Source organism: Serratia sp. JSRIV001 (assembly GCF_019968745.1).
GTDB classification, from domain to species: Bacteria; Pseudomonadota; Gammaproteobacteria; order Enterobacterales; family Enterobacteriaceae; genus Chania; species Chania fonticola_B.
The window spans coordinates 5,542,668-5,564,852 of the sequence record NZ_CP074147.1; the positions used below are offsets into that span (position 1 = coordinate 5,542,668).

The 22,185-nt window shown below is 54.7% G+C and carries 18 protein-coding genes; 6 read left to right on the plus strand and 12 right to left on the minus strand.

The features are described 5' to 3' along the window. Positions 1 to 54 precede the first annotated feature (54 nt). Both KGP17_RS25760 and KGP17_RS25765 read right to left on the minus strand, forming a co-directional pair. Complete coding sequence (locus KGP17_RS25760) at positions 55 to 438, minus strand: tautomerase family protein (protein WP_115159388.1); 384 nt, start codon at positions 436 to 438, stop codon at positions 55 to 57. Next, positions 438 to 746 carry a carboxymuconolactone decarboxylase family protein gene (locus KGP17_RS25765; protein ID WP_021807438.1) on the minus strand — a complete coding sequence of 103 codons (309 nt, stop codon included), beginning with the start codon at positions 744 to 746 and terminating at the stop codon, positions 438 to 440. Before KGP17_RS25765 ends, KGP17_RS25760 begins: the two co-directional genes overlap by 1 nt. A gap of 88 nt (positions 747 to 834) precedes the next feature. Here KGP17_RS25765 and KGP17_RS25770 point away from each other — a divergent pair, with 88 nt between their 5' ends. Both KGP17_RS25770 and glpD read left to right on the plus strand, forming a co-directional pair. After that, positions 835 to 1,731: a LysR substrate-binding domain-containing protein gene (locus KGP17_RS25770; protein ID WP_223499726.1), complete on the plus strand. Its 897-nt coding sequence runs from the start codon at positions 835 to 837 to the stop codon at positions 1,729 to 1,731. A 284-nt stretch (positions 1,732 to 2,015) separates the two neighbouring features. Next, a complete protein-coding gene (gene glpD, locus KGP17_RS25775) occupies positions 2,016 to 3,524 on the plus strand; it encodes a glycerol-3-phosphate dehydrogenase (protein ID WP_021807436.1) in 1,509 nt (502 codons plus the stop codon). A 97-nt stretch (positions 3,525 to 3,621) separates the two neighbouring features. On the opposite strand, the gene glgP is transcribed toward glpD, so the two are convergent. The 5 genes from glgP to glgB all read right to left on the minus strand — a co-directional run bounded on the left by glgP (position 3,622) and on the right by glgB (position 13,068). Beyond that, positions 3,622 to 6,069, minus strand: coding sequence for a glycogen phosphorylase (gene glgP, locus KGP17_RS25780; protein WP_094982401.1), 2,448 nt, complete (start codon positions 6,067 to 6,069; stop codon positions 3,622 to 3,624). A gap of 24 nt (positions 6,070 to 6,093) precedes the next feature. Continuing rightward, positions 6,094 to 7,527, minus strand: coding sequence for a glycogen synthase GlgA (gene glgA / locus KGP17_RS25785; RefSeq protein ID WP_021807434.1), 1,434 nt, complete (start codon positions 7,525 to 7,527; stop codon positions 6,094 to 6,096). 82 nt (positions 7,528 to 7,609) lie between these two features. Then, positions 7,610 to 8,887: a glucose-1-phosphate adenylyltransferase gene (gene glgC, locus KGP17_RS25790; RefSeq protein ID WP_021181744.1), complete on the minus strand. Its 1,278-nt coding sequence runs from the start codon at positions 8,885 to 8,887 to the stop codon at positions 7,610 to 7,612. A gap of 12 nt (positions 8,888 to 8,899) precedes the next feature. Continuing rightward, positions 8,900 to 10,885 carry a glycogen debranching protein GlgX gene (glgX, locus tag KGP17_RS25795; RefSeq protein ID WP_094982403.1) on the minus strand — a complete coding sequence of 662 codons (1,986 nt, stop codon included), beginning with the start codon at positions 10,883 to 10,885 and terminating at the stop codon, positions 8,900 to 8,902. Next, positions 10,885 to 13,068 carry a 1,4-alpha-glucan branching protein GlgB gene (gene glgB / locus KGP17_RS25800; RefSeq protein WP_094982404.1) on the minus strand — a complete coding sequence of 728 codons (2,184 nt, stop codon included), beginning with the start codon at positions 13,066 to 13,068 and terminating at the stop codon, positions 10,885 to 10,887. The genes glgX and glgB overlap by 1 nt, the downstream gene beginning before the upstream one ends. 627 nt (positions 13,069 to 13,695) lie before the next feature. Between glgB and KGP17_RS25805 the strand changes: the two genes are divergently transcribed. Further along, positions 13,696 to 14,181, plus strand: coding sequence for a heme-binding protein (locus KGP17_RS25805; protein ID WP_021807430.1), 486 nt, complete (start codon positions 13,696 to 13,698; stop codon positions 14,179 to 14,181). A 204-nt stretch (positions 14,182 to 14,385) separates the two neighbouring features. On the opposite strand, the gene asd is transcribed toward KGP17_RS25805, so the two are convergent. After that, on the minus strand, positions 14,386 to 15,492 hold the full coding sequence (gene asd, locus KGP17_RS25810) for an aspartate-semialdehyde dehydrogenase (protein ID WP_021181748.1): 1,107 nt from the start codon (positions 15,490 to 15,492) through the stop codon (positions 14,386 to 14,388). A gap of 202 nt (positions 15,493 to 15,694) precedes the next feature. Between asd and KGP17_RS25815 the strand changes: the two genes are divergently transcribed. After that, a complete protein-coding gene (locus KGP17_RS25815; RefSeq protein WP_021181749.1) occupies positions 15,695 to 16,288 on the plus strand; it encodes a YhgN family NAAT transporter in 594 nt (197 codons plus the stop codon). 43 nt (positions 16,289 to 16,331) lie between these two features. Here the strand turns inward: KGP17_RS25815 and gntT are convergent, their stop codons facing one another. Then, positions 16,332 to 17,648: a gluconate transporter gene (gene gntT / locus KGP17_RS25820; protein ID WP_021807428.1), complete on the minus strand. Its 1,317-nt coding sequence runs from the start codon at positions 17,646 to 17,648 to the stop codon at positions 16,332 to 16,334. A 305-nt stretch (positions 17,649 to 17,953) separates the two neighbouring features. Between gntT and KGP17_RS25825 the strand changes: the two genes are divergently transcribed. Continuing rightward, the gene (locus KGP17_RS25825; RefSeq protein WP_166733608.1) at positions 17,954 to 18,460 is read left to right on the plus strand and encodes a gluconokinase; all 507 of its coding nucleotides are present in this window, start codon (positions 17,954 to 17,956) and stop codon (positions 18,458 to 18,460) included. 36 nt (positions 18,461 to 18,496) lie between these two features. On the opposite strand, the gene gntR is transcribed toward KGP17_RS25825, so the two are convergent. Together gntR and KGP17_RS25835 are read right to left on the minus strand one after the other, a co-directional pair. Further along, positions 18,497 to 19,492, minus strand: coding sequence for a gluconate operon transcriptional repressor GntR (gene gntR, locus KGP17_RS25830; protein WP_059201936.1), 996 nt, complete (start codon positions 19,490 to 19,492; stop codon positions 18,497 to 18,499). 135 nt (positions 19,493 to 19,627) lie between these two features. Then, positions 19,628 to 20,323 (minus strand): pirin family protein, encoded by a 696-nt coding sequence (locus KGP17_RS25835; protein WP_223498591.1) that lies wholly within the window; start codon positions 20,321 to 20,323, stop codon positions 19,628 to 19,630. Positions 20,324 to 20,710: 387 nt separating this feature from the next. On the opposite strand from KGP17_RS25835, the gene KGP17_RS25840 reads away from it, so the two are divergent. Then, entirely contained in the window at positions 20,711 to 21,208 is a 498-nt protein-coding gene (locus KGP17_RS25840; RefSeq protein WP_021807423.1) for a GNAT family N-acetyltransferase, read from the plus strand. A 72-nt stretch (positions 21,209 to 21,280) separates the two neighbouring features. On the opposite strand, the gene iolE is transcribed toward KGP17_RS25840, so the two are convergent. Continuing rightward, positions 21,281 to 22,177, minus strand: coding sequence for a myo-inosose-2 dehydratase (gene iolE / locus KGP17_RS25845; protein ID WP_209555015.1), 897 nt, complete (start codon positions 22,175 to 22,177; stop codon positions 21,281 to 21,283). Between the last annotated feature and the right edge of the window lie 8 nt (positions 22,178 to 22,185).

Genomic DNA, 22,185 nt, shown 5'->3' on the forward strand with positions numbered 1-22,185 from the left:
TCCCGGCCCCCTCACCAAATGGAGAGGGGGCCTAACGTGCCACGCATTAGCCCATCACCCAGGGCAATACATGCGGCCATTGCTGAAGCTCCAATCAGCGGCGTTGTTGAACTGAATAATCACCATGACATCATCGGGATGGATATTCAGGCCCCTATTTAGCCGCTCACTCAGCACACGATAAAAACTCTGCTTCTGCCCGGCGGTACGCGGCTTTCCTGCGATGACCTGAAACAGGATAAAGTTGTCGCTGCGTTCACCACTCTGATAGTGCCGGTCAAAAATGCGCTGGCTGGCAGGTAGCGTTTCTATGACCTGAAAACGGTCGTCTGGCGGAACGTCAAACTCCTCTGTCAGGCTCTGGTGCAGAATGTCAGAAATTTTCTGAAGTTGTTCCTCACTGTAGCCTTGGCGAAGTGTAATTCGGCTGAAGGGCATCAGATACTCTCCTCATCAATACAGCCGATTGCAGATACCGCGGCCGGCCAGCCTGCATAAAAAGCCAAATGGGTGAAGGCTTCAATAATCTCCTGGTGGCTCAGACCATTTTTCCGAGCAAAATCGAGGTGCCACGGTAGCTGTTGCACCCGCCCCAGCGCAGCAAGAGCAGACAATGTTATCAGGCTGCGATCACGCGGGGAGAGCTCACCGCGCTGCCATATATCATCAAAAAGAACCTCCTTGCTCAATTCAGCCAGTTTAGGGGCCAGTCGGGCAAGCATGTCTCGGTCTGTGGATTGGGTCATGGCATTCTCTCCGTATTGACAGTCAGCCCATTCTGGCGCGATAGTCACATCCTGAAAATCGAATTAATCAGGACTAATCATCCTGAATATAAGGATGATAATGAAGAAGCTTTTACCCGTGCTGGATCTGGATGCACTACGCAGCTTTGTTACCGGCATTGAATGTGGCAGCTTTGCGCTAGCAGCAACACGCCTATCCCGCTCCACTTCCGCCGTCAGCGCCCAGCTGAAAAAGCTGGAAATGCAGTGCAATGCGACATTGTTGATGAAAAAGGGGCGTCATCTGGAACTGACCCCTCAGGGTGAAATGCTGATGGGTTATGCGCGGCGCATGCTGGAGTTAAACGATGAAACACAGCGTGCTCTGAAAGGAGAATTGTTAAAGGGGGAGATAAGCATTGGTATGCAGGAGGATTTTGGTGAATCACTGATGCCTGGGATCCTCGGCCAGTTCAGGCGCCATCATCCAGAGCTGAAGATCATCGCCAGGGTTGACCGTCAACGTGCGCTGCAAACCGCATTAGACGATAAAACGGTCGATATGGCACTCATGTGGCAACCAGATGCACAGATACGCGAAGGCCGACGGTTAGGCGAACGCCAGCTAGAGTGGATTTACCATCCGGATCTGGATCTTTCTGCTCTGCTGGCAAAGGGTGAGCCGCTACCACTGGTGATGTTCGAAAGCCCGTGCCTGATGCGCTCGCGTGCCACTGCCATCCTGGATCATGCAGGGATCCCCTGGAGGGTAATGTTTGTCAGCCACAGCCTGAGCGGTATCTGGGCTGCGGTAAAGGCCGGGTTTGGCATAACCGTACGCACGCGCCTAGGCATGCCAGGAGATCTGCACATAGCGGGCAACCTTCTGCCAACACTCGGAAATCTGGGGATCACACTTGAGCAGACCAAGACCGACAGTGAGAATCTCACTGCGCGGGCCATGCTTTGCCAATTAATGGAGGAAGCATTATCAGGATGGGAATGATGCCCATGCTTATGTTCATCCCCACCCCAATAGCTTCGTTACCAAACTCAAAAATCTCCTGATATCCACGCCCGCAATGGGCATGGATTTGCGGCGGATGCGGCTAGCGAAAGTCACGTCAAATATCCCTTCAATTTGTATATCTACTATCACCAAACTGTTATCTCTATCACGCAAGAATGTTTTTGTTTGGTTAACTCTTGGCTTGCTTGTTGGTTTCCGATTACAATAATGAGCGAAAACGAACATAAAAGAGCTATTTCGAACACCAGGAGGAAGTTAACGTGGAAACCAAAGACTTGATCGTTATCGGTGGCGGTATCAACGGAGCCGGCATCGCAGCCGATGCAGCCGGGCGTGGGCTGTCCGTACTGCTGCTTGAAGCGCAAGACTTGGCCTGTGCTACGTCTTCCGCCAGTTCAAAACTGATCCACGGTGGCCTGCGCTACCTGGAACACTACGAGTTTCGTCTGGTCAGCGAAGCGCTGGCCGAGCGTGAAGTGCTGCTGAAACTGGCACCGCACATCGCCTTCCCAATGCGTTTCCGCCTGCCGCACCAGCCCCATCTGCGCCCGGCCTGGATGATCCGCATCGGCCTGTTCCTGTACGATCATTTGGGCAAACGCACCAGCCTGCCAGGCAGTAAAGGTTTGCGCTTTGGACCAGACTCCGTTCTGAAGCCGGAATTAAAGCGCGGTTTCGAATATTCTGATTGTTGGGTAGACGATGCGCGCCTGGTCGTGCTGAATGCCCAAGCCGTGGCCGAACGCGGTGGCGAAGTGCGCACCCGCACCAAAGTGACCCGCGCCTGGCGCGAAAATGGTCTGTGGATGGTGGAAGCCATCGACGTCGACAGCGGCAAAACCTTTACCTGGCGCGCCAAAGGCCTGGTAAATGCCACCGGCCCATGGGTAAAACATTTCTTCGACGATGGCCTGAAGCTCAAGTCTCCTTACGGTATCCGCCTGATCAAAGGCAGCCATATCGTGGTACCTCGGGCACATAACCAGCCACAGTCTTATATCTTGCAGAACGAAGACCACCGTATCGTATTTGTCATTCCGTGGTTGGATGAGTTCTCCATCATCGGCACCACCGACGTGGAATACCACGGTGATCCGAAAGACGTGAAGATCGACGATAACGAAATCAACTATCTGTTGAAGGTGTATAACGATCACTTTAAAAAACAGCTGGGCCGTGACGATATCGTCTGGACCTACTCTGGCGTACGCCCGCTGTGTGATGATGAATCTGATTCACCGCAGGCCGTCACTCGCGACTATACGCTGGATGTGCATGACGAGCAGGGCAAAGCCCCACTGCTTTCCGTGTTCGGTGGCAAACTCACCACCTACCGCAAGCTGGCCGAGCATGCGATGGAGAAATTGGCTCACTACTATCCTGGCTGTGGCCCGGCGTGGACCAAAAACGGTTCCCTGCCAGGGGGCAATATTGACGGCGATCGCGATAGCTATGCCGCTAAACTGCGCCGTCAGCACGGCTGGATGACGGAGTCTCTGGCTCGCCGTTACGCTCGCACCTATGGCAGCCACAGCGAAATGATCCTGGCCAATGCCAATAGCCTGAGCGATTTGGGTGAAGACTTTGGCCATGACCTGTACGAGGCTGAACTGCGTTATCTGGTAGAGAAAGAGTGGGTTGTCGAACTGGATGATGCCCTGTGGCGCCGTACCAAACTGGGGATGTGGCTCAGCGAAGAGCAGCAGGCGCGGGTGAAAACCTGGCTGGCAGACAATGCCAAACCAAAAGCGTTGTCATTGGCGTCTTGATTGAGGTGTGAGTAGACGGGCGCAGCACGCAGCGCCCCCTATGGCATACGGTACGTAATAAGTTAAATTCAAGGGCCGGTGATCCGGCCCTTGGCTATTACAGCTTTATCGGTTTGATATTCCAAATTTCGTCCGCGTACTCCTGGATCGTGCGGTCGGAAGAGAAGTAACCCATGTTGGCGATATTGAGTATCGCGCGCCGGGTCCAGTCGTCCTGATTGAGATACACCTCATCCACCTTATCCTGCATATCCACATAGCTGCGGTAGTCGGCCAACAGCTGATAGTGGTCGCCAAGATTGACCAGTGAATCGAACAGGTTGCTGTAGCGTTGGGGTTCTTCAGGGCTGAACGCACCGGTAGCGATCTGCGTCAAAGCCAGATGCAACTCTTCATCCTGTTCGTAATACTGACGTGGGTTATACCCATCGCGGCGCAGCGCCTCCACCTGTTCGGCGGTATTGCCAAAGATAAAGATGTTCTCTTCACCCACGTGTTCCAGCATTTCGACGTTGGCCCCGTCCAACGTGCCGATGGTCAAGGCACCGTTGAGAGCAAACTTCATGTTACTGGTGCCCGAAGCCTCGGTCCCCGCCAGCGAGATCTGTTCGGAAAGATCGGCCGCCGGAATGATCATCTGGGCCAGACTCACCCCGTAGTTAGGAATAAATACCACCTTCAAATCATCATGCACTCGCGGATCGTTGTTGATCACCTTCGCTACGTCATTGATCAAGCGGATGATCTGTTTGGCGGCATAGTAGGCAGAAGCCGCTTTACCCGCAAAGATCACTACGCGCGGTACGCGTTTGGCATCGGGATCCTGCAGCAGACGGTTATAACGCGTGATCACATGCAATACGTTCAGCAGTTGCCGCTTATATTCGTGGATCCGTTTGATCTGTACGTCGAACAACGCGTCGGGGTTCACCACCACGTTGAGCTTTTTCGCGATATACGCCGCCAGCCGCTCTTTGTTCTGCCGTTTGGCAGCCTGTACGGCCTGCAAGAAGCTCGGGTAATCCGCATTCGCTTTGATTTCGCCAAGCTGGCTGAGATCGGTACGCCAGTGATGGCCAATGCTGTCATCCAGCACTTTGGATAGCGGCCGGTTAGCCAACCCCAGCCAGCGGCGCGGCGTTACCCCGTTGGTTTTATTGCAGAAGCGATCGGGGAATACGCGAGCAAAATCGGCAAACAGCGACTGTACCATCAATTCGGAGTGCAGTGCCGAGACGCCATTCACCTTATGGCTGGCGACCACGGCCAACCACGCCATTCGTACCCTACGCCCGTTGGTTTCATCAATGATGGAGACCCGTGCCAGCAATTGATCATCCCCCGGCACCACTTGCTGTACCTGCTTGAGGAAATGGTCGTTGATTTCGAAGATCAGCTGCAGGTGGCGCGGCAGGATCTTGCCCAGCATATCGACCGGCCAGGTTTCCAGCGCTTCGCTCATCAAGGTATGGTTGGTATAAGAGAATACCTTTTCCACCACTTCCCAGGCATCCAGCCAGCTGAATTTGTGCTCATCGATCAGCAGATGCATCAGCTCAGGGATCGACAACACCGGGTGGGTATCGTTGAGGTGGATGGCAATCTTGTCGGCCAGATTGTCGAAGGTTTTGTGCATCGTCCAATGGCGGTTGAGGATGTCCTGGGTAGTGGCTGAAACCAGGAAATACTCCTGCCGCAGGCGCAGTTCACGCCCGGAATAGGTGGAGTCATCGGGATAGAGCACGCGCGAGACGTTCTCGGAGTGGTTTTTATCTTCCACTGCGGCAAAATAATCCCCCTGGTTGAACTTACCCAGGTTGATTTCATTACTGGCCTGAGCGCTCCACAAACGCAACGTGTTGGTGGCATCGGTATCGAAACCCGGGATCACCTGATCGTAGGCGATGGCGATAATCTCTTCGGTTTCCACCCAGCGGGCCTTCGCCCCTTCCTGCTGAACGCGGCCACCAAAACGCACTTTATAGCGGGTATTGTGGCGTGGGAATTCCCACGGGTTGCCGTATTCCAGCCAATAATCCGGCGACTCCATCTGTTGGCCATCGACGATGTTCTGCTTGAACATGCCGTATTCATAGCGGATACCGTAACCCCGGCCAGGCAGCGCCAGCGTAGCCAACGAATCCAGGAAACAGGCGGCCAAGCGCCCCAGGCCGCCATTGCCCAGGCCAGGATCGTTCTCTTCCTCAAGCAGTTCACTCAGGTTCAGGCCCATCTCATTGAGTGCGTCTTCAATATCCTGGTAAATCCCCATCGATAACAGCGCATTCGACAGCGTACGGCCAAGCAGAAACTCCATCGACAGGTAATACACCTGCCGGACATCTTGCGAAAGCTGGGCGCGATTGGATCGTAACCAACGTTCCACCATCCTGTCGCGCACCGCAAACAACACGGCATTAAGCCAGTCGTGCTGGGTGGCGATAGCCGGATCCTTACCGACAATAAACATCAGTTTATAGGCGATGGAATGTTTCAGCGCTTCAACACTGACCGTGGGTGAGGTGTAACTAAACGGTGAAGTCATAGTAATTCAATCCCAAGTACGTGATTACAACAAGCGTTGATAAAGCGACAGATATTCCTTTGCCGCGACTTGCCAGCCAAAATCCAGACTCATGGCGTGGCGTTGTACGTGATGCCAATGTCTCGGCCTGCTCCACAGCACCAGAGCACGCCGAATGGCATTGCCCAGGGCAACAGCATTACAATCATCAAACACAAACCCGCTGGCAGTGCCGTCGGCCAGGTTCTCCAGCGCACAGTCCACCACCGTATCTGCCAACCCACCGGTGCGGCGCACCAGCGGCAACGTGCCATATTTCAGGCCATAAAGCTGTGTTAACCCGCAAGGTTCAAAGCGGCTGGGCACCAGGATCACGTCCGCTCCGCCGATAATGCGGTGTGAGAAGGCATCGTGGTAGCCAATCTGCACGCCGACCTGTTCCGGATAATCGGCCGCCGCGGCCAGGAAAGCCTGCTGCAATACCGCGTCCCCCGCCCCCAGCAGCACCAACTGCCCCCCTTGTTCCAGCAACGCTGGCAGGGCTTCCAGCACCAGATCCAACCCTTTCTGGTTGGTCAAACGGCTGACCACCGCAAACAGTGGCAACGATTCATCCACCTGCAGCCCCATGGCTTTTTGCAGATGAACCTTGTTCTTTGCCTTGTTTTTCAAGCTGCTGGCGTCATAGCGTGCCGCCAGGCGCGCATCGTGTGACGGGTCCCAAATCTTGTCATCAACACCGTTGAGAATGCCGCTCAATCTTCCCTGCCGCTGCCGCTCCTGGAGCAATCCTTCCATCCCGTAACCAAACTCAGGCTGGGTGATTTCACGCGCATAGGTCGGGCTGACGGCGGTGATATGGTCAGCGTAGTACAGGCCTGCTTTCAGGAAAGACATCTGGCCATAAAACTCCAGGCCATAGATATTCAAGAATGACGGTGGCAACCACAGCTCCGCCATATGGTGGGCGGAAAATAACCCCTGATAGGCCAGATTGTGTACGGTGAAGATTGATCGTGCCGGATGGCCATTAGCAGCCAGATAGGCGCAGGCCAGGCCAGCATGCCAGTCGTGAGCATGGACCAGTTTTGGCCGCCAGTAATGATCCAACCCCTTCGCCAACTCGCAGGCCATCCAGCCCAGCAAGGCAAAACGGCGATGGTTGTCCGGGTAGGCGTACATCGACTGATCGTGATACGGGCTGCCCGGCCGATCGTACAGCCAAGGGGCATCGATCAGGTAAACGCCCACGCCATGGTAGGTGCCATAACGCAGGCCTACGCGCCCGGCAAAAGAGTCGATTTCGGCAACCAGTACCGTGTCCGGGATACCGTTGCGCACGTCAGGAAAAGCCGGTAATAGCACCCGAACATCAGCTCCTGCGGCAATCTGCGCCGTCGGTAATGCGCCAACCACGTCTGCAAGCCCGCCGGTTTTAAGCAGTGGGAACATCTCGGAACATACGTGTAAAACCTGCATTATCACTCCTGAAATTCGGTAAAAACGTCTTTACGGAGATAAGGGGCGCAGCTTGCCACGCCCAAGGTCCCAGCCGGAATGGCTACAGTTTTGCCAACATTTCGCGCGTTACCAGCACGATGCCCTCTTCCGAACGGTAAAAGCGCTTGCTGTCTTCCTCGGCGTTTTCACCAATCACCATGCCTTCGGGAATATGGCAGGCGCGATCGATAATGCAGCGGCGCAGGCGGCAGGAGCGGCCAACGTTGACATCGGGCAGTAATACAGAAGAGTCGATAGTGCAGAAGGAGTTCACCCGTACTCGCGAGAACAGCACTGAATGCACCACCACCGAACCGGAGACAATGCACCCACCGGCCACCAGCGAGTTCATGGTCATGCCATGGCTGCCGGAACGATCTTGCACAAATTTGGCCGGTGGCAGTGGCTCCATATAGGTACGGATCGGCCAGGAGCGGTCGTACATATCCAGCTCAGGCGTGACCGAAGCCAGATCGAGGTTGGCGCGCCAGTAGGCTTCCAAGGTCCCGACATCACGCCAATATGGCGGCAGATCGGGACCACACCCCACACAGGAAAGAGTAAACGGATGCGCCCAGGCAGCACCCTGCGCGGTAATTTTGGGGATCAGATCCTTACCGAAATCATGGGTGGAGTCAGGGGTCGACATATCCTCTTCCAGCAGTTGGAAGAGGTAGCTGGCGTTGAAAATATAGATGCCCATGCTGGCCAGTGACATCTCAGGGTTGCCAGGCATGGCCGGCGGATTGGCTGGCTTCTCCAGGAATTCGAGGATCAGGTCGTTATCGTCCACCTTCATCACGCCAAACTCGCTGGCTTCCTTGCGCGGTACCGGAATACAGGCCACCGTACACTGCGCTCCCTTCTCGACGTGGTCGATCAGCATCCGCGAGTAGTCCATTTTATAAATATGGTCGCCTGCCAGGATCACCACGTATTCCGCTTCATAGCGGCGAATGATGTCGAGGTTCTGGTAGACCGCATCTGCGGTGCCTTTGTACCAGTGTTCGGTGCTGAGGCGCTGCTGGGCAGGCAGCAGATCGACAAACTCATTCATCTCTTCGTTCAGGAACGACCAGCCCCGCTGAATATGCTGCACCAACGTATGGGAATGATACTGAGTGATCACCCCCATACGGCGGATCCCTGAGTTCAGGCAGTTGGACATGGCAAAATCGATGATGCGGTACTTGCCACCGAAGTGAACGGCTGGCTTGGCGCGGGTAGAGGTTAAATCTTTCAAACGCGAGCCACGGCCGCCTGCCAATATCAGGGCAACGGATTTATTCGGCAGTTGGCGCGCCAACATCAGAGGGTCTTTATTTTCGTGCTTAACCATAACTGACTCCTTTTAATTTTTCTCTACCAGCACGCAAAGCGAATGCGCAACCTGGCACCAGGCGGGTAGAACCGCCCGTGAATCTTCCTGAGTAAAGGGGGCGACAACCTGCCAATCACCCTCGGGTAACGTCATCTCAACGGTCTGCTGGGTGGCGTTGATCACCATCAGCCAGCGTTGCGACAGGCGGATCTGCAAGCAGCGATCGCCCTGTTCCCACTGTTGCGCACTGAGCGGCTGCCCCTGCGCGTTTAACCACTGCACGCTGCCGTCTCCCTCCTGCCACCAGCGGTCTGCCTGCAAAGCAGGAATTTGCTGGCGCAAGCGGATCAGCGCGGCGGTGTAGGCGGTCAGTGACTCATCCGCATTGGCCCAGTCGAGCCAGGTGGTTGCGTTATCCTGACAGTAAGCATTGTTGTTGCCTTGCTGGCTATTTCCGTGCTCATCACCGGCCAGCAGCATCGGTGTCCCCTGTGCCAGAAGCAGCGTGGCAAGCAGTGCTCGCTGGCTGGCCTGGCGGCGTTGCAAAACGGTTTCGTCGGCAATCAGGCCTTCAACCCCGTGGTTACAGCTAAAGTTTTGGTCGCTGCCATCACGGTTTCCCTCTCCGTTAGGCTGGTTATGTTTCTCCTTGAAACTCACTACATCCTGCAAGGTAAAGCCGTCGTGGGCCGTCAGCATATTGATGCTGACATAAGGCGCGCGCCCACGTTGGTTGAATACCTCGCTGGAGGCAGCAAAACGCTGGGCAAACTGACCCAGTGACAGATCGCCCCGCAGCCAGAAACGGCGGATATCGTCACGGAAATGGTCATTCCACTCAGCAAAACGGCCTGGAAACGCGCCAACCTGATAGCCGCCCGGGCCAATGTCCCAGGGCTCGGCGATCAGTTTGCAGCGCCCCAGCGTATCGTCCGCCAGCATCGCCTGAAACAGCGGTGCATCGCGGTCAAACGCCGGTGTACGGCCTAACACGGTGCCAAGATCGAAGCGAAAACCGTCGACATGGCACTCCCGAACCCAAAAGCGCAGGCAATCCATCACCCACGCCACGCCCGCCGGCTGATCCAACCGCAGCGTATTGCCACAGCCGGTGAGGTTATCGTAGCCACCGTCAGGGGTTAGCCAGTAGTAGCTGGGGTTATCGATACCGCGCAGCGACAGCGTTGGCCCATCCACATCCAGCTCTGCACTGTGGTTGAACACCACGTCCAGAATCACTTCGATCCCCGCCCGGTGCAGCGCTTTCACCGCATCGCGGAACTCACGCAGCGGCGTCGTCCCGGTGCTCAAACTGCTGTAGCGGTTGTCTGGCGCGAAAGGAGCCAGCACGTTGTATCCCCAGTAATTGATCAGCCCCAGGCGCTGCAAACGCGGTTCCGTGGTGTGCTGTTGCACCGGCAAAAGCTCAAGCGCCGTGATCCCCAACCGCTTGAAGTAGGCAATCATCGCCGGGTGGCCAAGAGCGGCAAAGCTGCCACGCAATACGGCCGGGATCTCCGGGTGCGTTAACGTCAGCCCCCGGACGTGGGCTTCGTAGATCACCGTTTTGCCCCAAGGGGTGGCTGGCGGGCGATCGTCTTGCCAATCGTAGCTTTCGTCGATCACTATGCATTTTGGCATCAACGGGGCGCTGTCTTGCGGGTCCGGTTGATCGTACCCCCCATGCAAATGCACATGGTCGGCAACCGGCCCTTCGACTGCCCGCGCCGCCGGATCGAGCAACAGCTTGTTGGCGTTAAAGCGCAACCCAAGATGCGGCTCAAATGGGCCATGCACCCGAAAACCATAACGTTGCCCCAACTCGCCCCCTGGCAGATATCCATGCCAGATATCACCGCTGCGGGCAGGCAACGGCAGGCGTGTTTCACGATATTGCGCATCGAACAGGCACAGCTCAACCTGAGTGGCATGCGCAGAAAACAGGGTAAAGTTGATGCCATTACCGTCGTAATAAGCCCCTAAAGGCGCGGCAAGACCCGGCGTCAGCTCTACCATCAAACCTCCCGCCGCAGATAAACCGTAGCCAGTGGTGGCACCATCACGCTGATCGAATGTTCACGACCGTGGCTGCCGATCGGCTGCGAAATCACCCGCCCCTGATTACCCGCGTTGCTGCCGTGATAATGGTGTGAATCGGTATTGAGGATCTCCTGATATTCGCCAGCGCGCCCAATACCGATACGGTAATGGGGGCGCGGCACCGGGGTAAAGTTGCTGATGGCTATCAGCTCATTGCCCTGCGAGTCGTAGCGTGCGAAGGCAAATACCGAGTTGTCGTGATCGTCGACTACCAGCCATTCAAAACCATCTGGACGATAATCGCGTTCATACAGCGGCGCATTCTCCTGGTAGCAGTGGTTGAGATCGCGTACCAGCCGTTGCACGCCGTGGTGCCAACCGTCCAATCCATCCAGCAGATGCCAGTCCAGACTGTTATCGAAATTCCATTCACGCCCTTGAGCAAATTCGCTGCCCATAAACAGCAGTTTTTTGCCCGGGTGCGCCCACATAAAACCGTAATAGGCCCGCAGGTTGGCGAATTTCTGCCAGGCATCTCCCGGCATCCGATCCAACACGGAGCCTTTGCCATGCACCACTTCGTCGTGCGAAATCGGCAGCACGAAGTTTTCGGTATAGGCGTAAAGCATTCCGAAGGTCATCAGGTTGTGATGGTATTTACGGTGCACCGGATCGCACTTCATATAATTCAGCGTGTCATGCATCCAACCGAGATCCCACTTGTAGTGGAAGCCTAAGCCGTTGGCATCTGGCGGTAGAGTAACGCCCGGATAATCCGTGGATTCTTCCGCCAGCGTCACCGCCCCTGGCCGCTCTTTGCCCAGCGTCTGGTTGGTGTAACGCAGGAAGGAGATCGCTTCCAGGTTCTCATTACCGCCATAGTAGTTCGGCACCCACTCACCGTCGGCACGGCTGTAATCACGGTAAATCATCGACGCCACCGCATCGACGCGCAGGGCGTCGATACCAAAGCGCTCCAGCCAGTAAAACGCATTTCCCGCCAGGTAGTTACGCACCTCGTGGCGGCCATAGTTGTAGATAAGCGTGTTCCAGTCCTGATGGAATCCTTCGCGAGGATCGGCATATTCATACAGCGCGGTGCCGTCGAAGTTGGCCAGGCCATGGGCATCGCTGGGGAAATGCCCCGGCACCCAATCCAGGATCACGTTGATCCCGGCATCATGAGCCGCGGCGACAAAAGCCTTGAACTCCGCTGGCGTGCCAAAACGGCGGGTTGGCGCATACATTCCCAACGGCTGATAGCCCCAGCTGCCGTCGAACGGATGCTCGTTGATCGGCAACAGTTCAATATGGGTGAAACCCATATATTTAACGTAGGGGATCAGTTGCTCGGCCAGTTCTTGATAGCTGAGCCAGAAATTATTGTCGGTATGGCGGCGCCAGGAGCCCAGGTGCACTTCATAGATGGAAATCGGACGGTCAAAGTCATTGGCCCGCTGCCTTTCCGGCGTATTTTCCACCACCGCAGGCAGCGGTGTGATCAACGAGGCCGTTTCCGGCCGCATCTGCGCTTCGAAAGCATAAGGATCGGCTTTCAGCTGCACGTTGCCGTAACAATCGATAATCTCGTATTTATACAGTTGCCCGGCCTTCACGCCCGGTAAAAACAGCTCCCAAATCCCGTTCTCTCTACGCAGGCGCATGGGATGACGCCGTCCATCCCAAAAGTTGAACTCCCCCACTACCGACACGCGCTGGGCATTCGGTGCCCAAACGGCAAAGCTGACCCCATCCACATTATCCAACGAGCCAGGATGCGCCCCCAGCCGCTCATAAGGCCGCAGATGGGTGCCCTCGGCCAGCAGCCAACTGTCAATATCCTGCAGCAGGGTGCCAAAACGGTAAGGGTCTTCGAGAAGTTGTTGATGGTCGCGCCAGCTGACTTCAAGCTGATAGCGGAAAGGGGTTTTACGACGCGGTACGAGAGCGCTGAAAAAACCACGAGCGTCATCGCAATTGAGCTGAACCAGACGGTTACCGGTTTTACTCTCTACCAGCCACACGGTGCCCGCATCCGGCAACAGCGCACAAATCTGTAGTCCGTTTTCGGTTACATGCATGCCGAGCAAGGAAAAGGGATCGGCATAGTGACCGGAGATGAGCTGATTGATCACGTCACGTTCGGGAAGTACAGGCATAGCATTCTTCCTTTGATTAAGAGCATGACTTTTAAAAGGCTACGCTGAACAAAAAGCAGCCGTTGCACCTATCATGCAATTCATTTGCTACCTAAAGCGTGATTTCAGTCGGTTATTGATTAATCGATCGCCTTCATGCTCGCAGTTTCGCTCTTTATGCTTAATTTTTAGGCGAGTTTTCACCATTGATGGAAAACTTTTCATCCACCTAATAAGCATAGCCATGTCTGCTAAAAACACGGTGACATTACCAAGGAAAATTTTCAGCCGGAAAACCGGCGGAGCGGGCAACCTTCGCTGGCTGCGTCTGATATACGACAGGAGTGACGTCACCTTGCCTGCATCGCCTTTACTGCTACAGCAATTGAGATCAGAAATGTGGAAAACAGCACATTGGAGGGCTGAAAGAGATCAGCCTCAAGGAAGTTCAAGGTTATAGCAGTTACGTGCAGTGTTGGGGCTAACCGAACGTCAGATCAAACAACGCTCCAGCCCTTTCACTGGGCTGCATATCCCCCCTATTCAGTAAAAACACCTAGCCAAGTAGGTAATCAAGACAATAGATTGCTTCAATGACACCCTCTATTCTCTTTGTTACACCAAAGGTCTATTCAGGAGCAAGCCAAGATGAAACGTATAATCTCATCCGCCATTTTATTTAGCAGTATGCTGTCATTCACCAGTGCAGCCAGTGGCATTCTGACCGAAAAGAATCTCTCCCTCGAATTGGCTGATAAGTTGGCGCAAAGTGCCATCCAGGCCTGTAGCGCCAATAACTACAATGTTGCCGTTACCGTGGTAGACCGCGCCGGTATTCCTCTGGTTATCAAGAAGATGGATAACGCGGGTCCTCATACGGTGGAAGCCAGCCGGATGAAAGCATTTACCGCGCTGACCACCAAAAACCCTACCGAAAATGTGATGAAAAATGCCCAGACCAACGCCGGGGCAGAAAATCTGCGTGATATCCCTGGATTTTTATTGCTGGCCGGTGGCGTACCGGTGAAAAGCGGTGAAGAAGTCGTTGGCGCTATTGGGGTAGGCGGCGCACCGGGTGGACACCTTGATCAGCAATGCGCGCTTACCGCATTAGAAAAGGTGCTGACGAAATAACACGATGGGCCGCGGTTTCAATGATATACCGCCAACATGGCCCCCGCATTACGTTGCCGCCAATCGACCTGTCCCCAAAGTACGGTCTTGGGGATAACCTAAATGTGCGTTTTAGTAATGCAATCCACATAAAAAAGCCCGCTTTCATGCGGGCTATCGGTTTTTTACAGCTTAGTGATCCTTCATGCAACGCAACTAAATATCCTACAGCAGGATACGCAGCATGCGGCGCAGGGGTTCGGCCGCGCCCCATAACAGCTGATCGCCAACGGTGAAGGCGGAGAGGTATTCCGGCCCCATATTCAGCTTGCGCAGACGGCCAACTGGCGTGTTCAAAGTACCGGTTACGGCAGCAGGCGTCAGCTCACGCATGGTCAGTTCGCGGTCGTTCGGGATCACCCGTACCCAGTCGTTGTGCGTGGCCAACAGTTGCTCAATTTCCGGCAGCGGAATGTCTTTCTTCAGCTTCAGAGTAAATGCCTGGCTGTGGCAGCGCAGCGCACCGACGCGCACACACAGACCATCAACCGGGATGATGCTTGAGGTGCTGAGGATCTTGTTGGTTTCCGCCTGGCCTTTCCACTCTTCGCGGCTTTGGCCGTTATCCAGCTGCTTGTCGATCCAAGGGATCAGGCTACCTGCCAGAGGAACGCCAAAGTTATCGGTTGGCAGCTTACCGGAACGGGTGGCCTCCGTGACTTTACGTTCGATGTCCAGGATCGCCGAGGCCGGGTCCTGTAACTCCTTCGCCACATCCGCATGCAGCATGCCCATCTGGGTCAACAGCTCACGCATATGGCGCGCCCCCCCGCCAGAGGCAGCCTGGTAGGTGGCAACAGAGGCCCACTCCACCAAGTCATTGGCAAACAGGCCGCCCAGCGACATCAGCATCAGGCTGACGGTGCAGTTACCGCCAACAAAGGTCTTGATTCCTTTGTTCAGCCCTTCCTGGATCACCGCATGGTTCACTGGGTCGAGGATGATAATCGCCTCGTCTTTCATACGCAGAGAAGAGGCCGCATCAATCCAATAGCCCTGCCAGCCGGCAGCCCGCAGCTTTGGATAGATTTCATTGGTGTAATCGCCGCCCTGGCAGGTAATAATAATATCGAGAGCGCTTAATGCTTCGACATCATACGCATCTTGCAGCGTACCTTGCTGCTGGCCACCAAAAGCCGGGGCGGCAGCACCGAGCTGCGAAGTGGAGAAGAATACCGGGCGAATGGCGTCAAAATCGCGCTCTTCAGTCATGCGTTGCATGAGAACCGAGCCGACCATACCACGCCAACCAATGAAACCAACGTTTTTCATATTTACTGTCCTGCCTTGGAGGATGGCTATGCTCTATACCCTTTCAGGAAGGATATGAGATAGAGTTAAGTTATATGTTGTGTGCAATATCTACCCACCTTACAAAAAGTCGGCGCGAGCGCAAAGTGAATTTATTCAATGAGCAGGCAATTCTCAGTAACGCCGCTTATATCCGTCGTTTTTTCTGATTTTGAGGCCTTAAATGACAGAAATGATTGCGGCAACGGTGTTGCTGTTTTTAATTATGGATCCGCTGGGTAACCTGCCGATTTTCATGTCGGTGCTGAAACACCTGGAACCGCGCCGTCGCCGGGCGGTGGTGATCCGCGAGTTGCTGATAGCCTTGGTATTGATGCTGATTTTCCTGTTCGCGGGCGAACATATTTTGGCGTTCCTCAACCTGCGCACCGAAACCGTGTCGATCTCCGGCGGGATAATCCTGTTCCTGATCGCTATCAAGATGATTTTCCCTTCGCAGGAGGGCAGCGGCAGCGATCTTTCCGCAGGAGAGGAGCCTTTCCTGGTGCCGCTCGCTATTCCGTTAGTGGCCGGGCCGTCAATTCTGGCAACCTTGATGTTACTTTCACACCAGTACCCCAATCAGATTTCGCATCTGGTCGTGGCCTTGCTGATTGCCTGGGGATTGTCGGCGGCGATCCTGCTGATGTCGAACGTATTCCTACGTTTACTGGGTAGCAAAGGGGTGAGTGCACTGGAACGACTGATGGGGTTGATTCTGGTGATGCTGTCCACCCAGATGTTCCTGGACGGCGTTCGGGCGTATCTGAACCTTTAGCAGTCAGGGCGCAGCAGAGATTGCTGCGCCCCGCCGTTAAGGCTTAAACCACCATCGCCAACAGCAGGCAGCCAATCAGGCCACAGACTGAAATGATGGTTTCCAACACGGACCAGGACCTGATGGTTTCCATAATGGTCAGGTTGAAATACTCCTTGAACAGCCAGAAGCCTGGATCGTTTACGTGAGAGAAAATCACGCTGCCCGAACCAACGGCGATAACCATCAGCTCCGGGCTAGCCCCGGTGGTAGCAATCAGCGGAGCCACAATGCCCCCGGCGGTGATTGCCGCTACGGTCGCGGAACCCAGTGCAATACGCAGCACTGCGGCAATTGACCAGGCCATCAGGATCGGTGACACATTGCTGCCATGCATGATGCCAGCAATGTATTGCTCAATGCCGCTGTCCACCAGCACCTGTTTGAACGCCCCGCCACCGCCGATGATTAACAGCATCATGGCGATGATTTTGATGGAGTCGCTGACGGTGCCCATCACTTCGTCCATGGTGCGGCCACGGTTCAGGCCGAAGGTAAAGATGGCGATCAGCACCGCGATCAGCGTTGCCATTACCGGGTCACCAAAGAACTCGGCGTAAGCCAAGATCGGGTGGCCTTTTGGCAACACCATTTCCGCCACGGCACGCAACGCCATCAGGATCACCGGCACCAGTGCAGTCGCTACGCTGACGCCAAACCCAGGCATTTCTTCTTCGGTAAAGGTTTTTGGGTTATATAGACCGACCGGAACCGGCTTATCGATACCTTTCAGGAAGCGGGCATACACCGGGCCTGCCAGGATCACGGTTGGGATTGCCAGCAAGGTGCCATACAACAGGGTTTTACCCATGTCCGCATGGAAAATGGTAGCAATAGCTGTTGGGCCTGGGTGTGGCGGCAGGAAACCGTGGGTAACGGACAGCGCCGCAGCCATCGGCACGCCGACATACAGCAGCGGGATACGTGCAGAGGCAGCAATGGTAAACACCAAAGGCAGCAACAGCACGAAGCCCACTTCGTAGAACAGAGCAAAACCGACGGTAAAACCGGTCAGCACGATGGCCCATTGGATATGCTGTTTACCGAACTTGTCGATCAGTGTGGTAGCAATCCGTTGCGCACCACCACAGTCCGCCAGCAGCTTACCGAGCATGGCACCAAAGCCCATGATCAGCGCCAGACCGCCCAGCGTTCCGCCCACGCCGGCCTTGATAGAACCAATCACTTTGTCTACCGGCATTCCCTGCATGATACCAACCGCCAGAGCGACCAGAATCAACGAGATAAAGCCGTTCAGCTTAAAGCGGATCATCAGCAGCAGTAGCATGGCTACGCCGATGGCAACAATCACTAGTGGCATAATTTTTCTCCAACCCTTTTATCACTTGGCCTCTTTACGCAACGGCAGCGAAAGAAGGTGCTTTGTTTTATTGTACGACCCTATCCTGGTGGTCTAAGTAGGCAGCTGAGTACAGTGGTAGCCAATGGATGCAGATTGCAGCCCGCCACGTGGCGACATGAAAACGCCGGGCATGTTCCCTGTTCTGTGCTGTGTGATGACAATCACATCTCCATTTGTTACCCGTATCATGATACCGGTAACATGATAAGATCCGGAACCAGGTAACCCAGCAAAATTCGCATTCTGAGATAGAGATCAAACTTATGGCGGGAAAAAGCATCATCCTGATGGGCGTCTCCGGCAGCGGCAAATCCACGATTGGCGCGGCGGTAGCACGGGAAATCAAGGCAAAATTTATCGATGGCGACGATCTGCATCCACGCGCCAATATCCAGAAGATGGCCAGCGGCCAGCCGCTGAATGACGAGGACCGCGCGCCCTGGCTGCAACGCCTCAACGACGCGGCGTACAGCCTGAATCACAAGAACGAGAGTGGGATTATTGTCTGCTCGGCGCTCAAGCGCCGCTACCGCGATCTGCTACGCAAAGACAATGACAATATGGTGTTTATCTATCTGAAAGGCAGTTTCGAGACGATCCTGGCCCGTCTGCAAGCCCGCTCTGGGCATTTTATGCCCACCGAGCTGCTAAAAAGTCAGTTTGAGGCGTTAGAAGAGCCCGGGGTTGACGAAAAAGATGTGATTTGCGTGGATATCGATACCGACGTTGAAGGCGTAGTTGGCCGCTGTGTTGCAGCGCTAAAGCAATAAGTTAGCCGTGCTGGGCGCTGGCTGTTGCGCCCAGGTTCAGATGCTGCCACCGGGTGCCACGGTGAAGCCCACGTCCACCATACGTGGGGAAACAACCTCTCCACGCAGTCGTGCCAACAGGCGCTCAGCGGCGATCTGCCCCATATGCTCACGCGGCGTCAGCACACTCGCCAGCTTTGGTACCATCACCTGGCCGATATCGTGGCCGTGGAAACCGGCAATCGCCATATCCTGCGGGATAGATAACCCCTGGCGCTGGCACTCGAATGCCGCACCGATCGCCAAGTCATCGTTGGTACAAAAGATACTGTCGACCTGCGGATAATCTCGCTGCGCCTCGCGCAACATCTCACCACCGGCCGAATAGGAAGAAGAACGTGAGGTCATGATGCTGTAGGCTTCAAGACCAGACTCACGCATGGCCTGTTCGTAGCCCTGCTGTTTGATAATGGTGCGTTCATCCTGACGCGCGCCAAAGTACACCACATGACGATGGCCGCGAGCGATGATCTGCTGAGTCATTTGGCGAGCCGCTTCAAAGTTGTTGAACCCGACCGCCAGATCGATACAGGGTGAGACACAGTCCATCAGCTCCACCACCGGGATGCCTGCAACTTCAATCATCTTCAGGGTACGTGCGGTATGGTGGCGTTCGGACAGGATCAGCCCATCGATGTTATAAGAAAACAGCGACGTCAGACGCTCTTCCTCACGCTCCGGCAGATAGCCGTAGTGCGCCAGCATGGTTTGATAGTTGTGTGCATCGGTAACGCTTTCGATACCCCGCAACACTTCGGCAAACACCTGGTTGGTCAACGACGGTAGCAACACGCCAATTGCCCGGCTGGTCGCATTGGAAAGGATATCCGGGGCACGATTGGGAATGTAGCCAAGTTCGTCCAGCGCTACCGCAATTTTTTGCTGTAAAGCGGCAGAAACCTGATCGGGATTGCGCAAATAGCGGCTCACCGTCATTTTGGTGACGCCAACCTGATCTGCAACATCTTGAAGCACCGGCCGTTTTTTCTTCATTATCACTGAACTGGCTAACCGTGAATGGGCGGCCATTTTAGCAAATAAAACGCCTTTCCGATATTGTTGGTTATCCGGCCAGCAGACACAAAAAAGGGCCCGGCATTGCACCAAGCCCTCGCCATTACTTTGTCATCACACCGGCGGCAGATCGAACAGTAAAATCTCGCTGTCGTCATCGGCATGGATAGACAGTGCTGTCTCATCCCAGATGGCAAACGCATCGCTAATACCTGCTTTGTGGCCATTGATAGAGACATTGCCATGCACCACCTGGATCCAAACGCGGCGTTCTGCCTGGATTGGATAAACCGATTGCTCGTCTTTCTTCAGCGCCCAGCGAGACAACGTCATATCCTGGAACACCTTCAGCGAACCTTCACGGGCGTCTGGCGACAGCACCAACTGGCGGCCCTGAGGCGCATCAAACATCCGTTGTTCATAACGCGGCTCCAGCCCAACCTGATCCGGAATAATCCAGATCTGGTAGAGATGCAATGGCCGATCGCTATTGGCATTGTACTCAGAGTGACGCACACCGGTCCCTGCACTCATGATCTGGAACTCACCGGCATTAATCTGTTCTTTGTTGCCCATGCTGTCCTGATGCTCCACCGTGCCGCTCAGCACGTAGGTCAGGATTTCCATGTCTTTATGGGGATGAGTACCGAACCCCTGGCCTGCATCAATCACGTCTTCGTTGATCACTCGCAGCGCCGAGAACCCCATAAAGTCGGGAGCGTAATAGTCAGCAAATGAGAAAGTGTGCCAGCTGTCGAGCCAACCATGATTGGCATGACCGCGATCTTGTGCCTTACGTAAATAAATCATATTCAACTCTCCTCAACGTTTTCTACAGTCTAGACCTGACGGAGGAATATGAAAGCGCAAAAATCTCACCCCTCTGTTCAAAAAATTAGGTGGAGTTTGCCAGCACGTAACAAAGGGTTTGTGGGATGAGTTAGCCGATGAATTTGGGCAAAAAAAAAGCCAGCACCCGAGCTGGCTAAGTAAACACTGGAAGCAATGTGAGCAATGTCGTGCCTTCAGCAAACAGTATCAAAGGTTGATACTCTCTCTGAACGCATGACAATAATAATCATTATCATTCGCACCTGTAAAGCGTTTTTTTGACCAATAGGAAATTATATTGACTCAGGGGAGTAAACGGATAATTTGGGAGGTTATTCAAACGGTAAACGCCAAAGAGAGGAAAGAATGAGCGAGATTGTAGTTCGTCACGTGGAAAGTAACGATGCTGAAGCCCTACACCAGCTATATTCCCACCCGGCCGTTTACCGTGACACGCTACAACTACCGCTACCGTCAAAAGCCATGTGGCAGCAACGTATTGCTAACGTGCAACCCGGAACCTACAACATGGTGGCCTGCATTGACGATCGCGTGGTGGGGCAGTTGTTCGTGGAACTCAACCAGCGGGTACGCCGCCGCCATGTGGCCACTATTGGCATCAGCGTGGATGCCGGTTACCACGGCAAAGGCGTTGGCAGCGCGCTGATGCAGGCGATGATCGATATCTGCGACAACTGGGCCGGTATTGAGCGCATTGAGCTCACGGTATTCACCGACAATCAGGGTGCCATTGCGCTGTATCGTAAGTTCGGTTTTGAGATTGAAGGCACCAGCCGCCGCTTTGCCATGCGCGATGGCGAGTTGGTGGATGCTTATCATATGGCTCGGTTTAAAACCCCGTAATCAGAACTGCTTTGTAGGTGGGGCGCTAATACCAACGCCCCACCAGTTAGACTCAGCAAACCAATAACTAACTTAAAGCTCGGCCGTTTCGCGAATATAGCGGCGTGCTTTCACAGCGTATTCAAAAGGATTGGCCAGCGCCGGATCCTGCTCGGCCTCCACCACCATCCATCCCTTATAGCCACGCTCATCCAACAGCTTGAATATCGGCCGGAAATCGATCACGCCATCCCCCGGCACGGTGAAGGTGCCTTTTTTCACCCCGTCCAGGAAGCTCAGGCGCTTGGCCTTAACCTCTGCCACCACCTCGTCACGCACGTCTTTCAAGTGCACATGGTTGATGCGCGGCAGGTATTTCTCCAGGATTGCCAACATTGCCTGTTGGCTGCCTTCGGAGTAATAGGCATGCCCGGTATCAAACAGCAGGTAAACATCGTCGTTCACCATGCTCATATAGCGGTCTATCTCTTCGGTGGTCTGGATGCCCGTGCCCATATGATGGTGCAGGCAGACCTGCATCCCCTTTCCGGCGGCAATTTTCGCCAGCTCGTTATACCCTTGCGCCACCCGCTGCCACTCTTCATCGCTAAAATAGGGCTTCTCTTCAAATACCGCCTTGGTGGTGCCCTGAATGCTCTTGCTCTGCTCGGAGCAGCCAATCACTTTGGCCCCCATTGCATGCAGGAAATTCATGTGGTTAATAAACTCATCGATGGTCTTTTCCTTCAGCCCATCGGCAAAAAACGTGCTGAACCAGGCATTACAGATCTGGATCCCGCGGATATCCAGCATCGGCTTCAACACCTTGGGATCGCGCGGGTATTTGCTGCCCACTTCGCTGCCGGTGAACCCGGCCAGCGCCATTTCGCTGACGCACTGCTGGAACGTGTTCTCGTCCCCTAACTCAGGCATATCGTCATTCGTCCAACCAATCGGGGCGATTGCCAGCTTTACGTGGTCTTTGTTCATTTTCAGCC

Coding starts and splice junctions, on each gene's coding strand:
- KGP17_RS25760 (WP_115159388.1), bottom strand. CDS start 438: ATGCCCTTCAGCCGAATTACACTTCGCCAAGGCTACAGTGAGGAACAA.
- KGP17_RS25765 (WP_021807438.1), bottom strand. CDS start 746: ATGACCCAATCCACAGACCGAGACATGCTTGCCCGACTGGCCCCTAAA.
- glgP (WP_094982401.1), bottom strand. CDS start 6,069: ATGACTTCACCGTTTAGTTACACCTCACCCACGGTCAGTGTTGAAGCG.
- glgA (WP_021807434.1), bottom strand. CDS start 7,527: ATGCAGGTTTTACACGTATGTTCCGAGATGTTCCCACTGCTTAAAACC.
- glgC (WP_021181744.1), bottom strand. CDS start 8,887: ATGGTTAAGCACGAAAATAAAGACCCTCTGATGTTGGCGCGCCAACTG.
- glgX (WP_094982403.1), bottom strand. CDS start 10,885: ATGGTAGAGCTGACGCCGGGTCTTGCCGCGCCTTTAGGGGCTTATTAC.
- glgB (WP_094982404.1), bottom strand. CDS start 13,068: ATGCCTGTACTTCCCGAACGTGACGTGATCAATCAGCTCATCTCCGGT.
- KGP17_RS25805 (WP_021807430.1), top strand. CDS start 13,696: ATGAAACGTATAATCTCATCCGCCATTTTATTTAGCAGTATGCTGTCA.
- asd (WP_021181748.1), bottom strand. CDS start 15,492: ATGAAAAACGTTGGTTTCATTGGTTGGCGTGGTATGGTCGGCTCGGTT.
- KGP17_RS25815 (WP_021181749.1), top strand. CDS start 15,695: ATGACAGAAATGATTGCGGCAACGGTGTTGCTGTTTTTAATTATGGAT.
- gntT (WP_021807428.1), bottom strand. CDS start 17,648: ATGCCACTAGTGATTGTTGCCATCGGCGTAGCCATGCTACTGCTGCTG.
- KGP17_RS25825 (WP_166733608.1), top strand. CDS start 17,954: ATGGCGGGAAAAAGCATCATCCTGATGGGCGTCTCCGGCAGCGGCAAA.
- gntR (WP_059201936.1), bottom strand. CDS start 19,492: ATGAAGAAAAAACGGCCGGTGCTTCAAGATGTTGCAGATCAGGTTGGC.
- KGP17_RS25835 (WP_223498591.1), bottom strand. CDS start 20,323: ATGATTTATTTACGTAAGGCACAAGATCGCGGTCATGCCAATCATGGT.
- KGP17_RS25840 (WP_021807423.1), top strand. CDS start 20,711: ATGAGCGAGATTGTAGTTCGTCACGTGGAAAGTAACGATGCTGAAGCC.
- iolE (WP_209555015.1), bottom strand. CDS start 22,177: ATGAACAAAGACCACGTAAAGCTGGCAATCGCCCCGATTGGTTGGACG.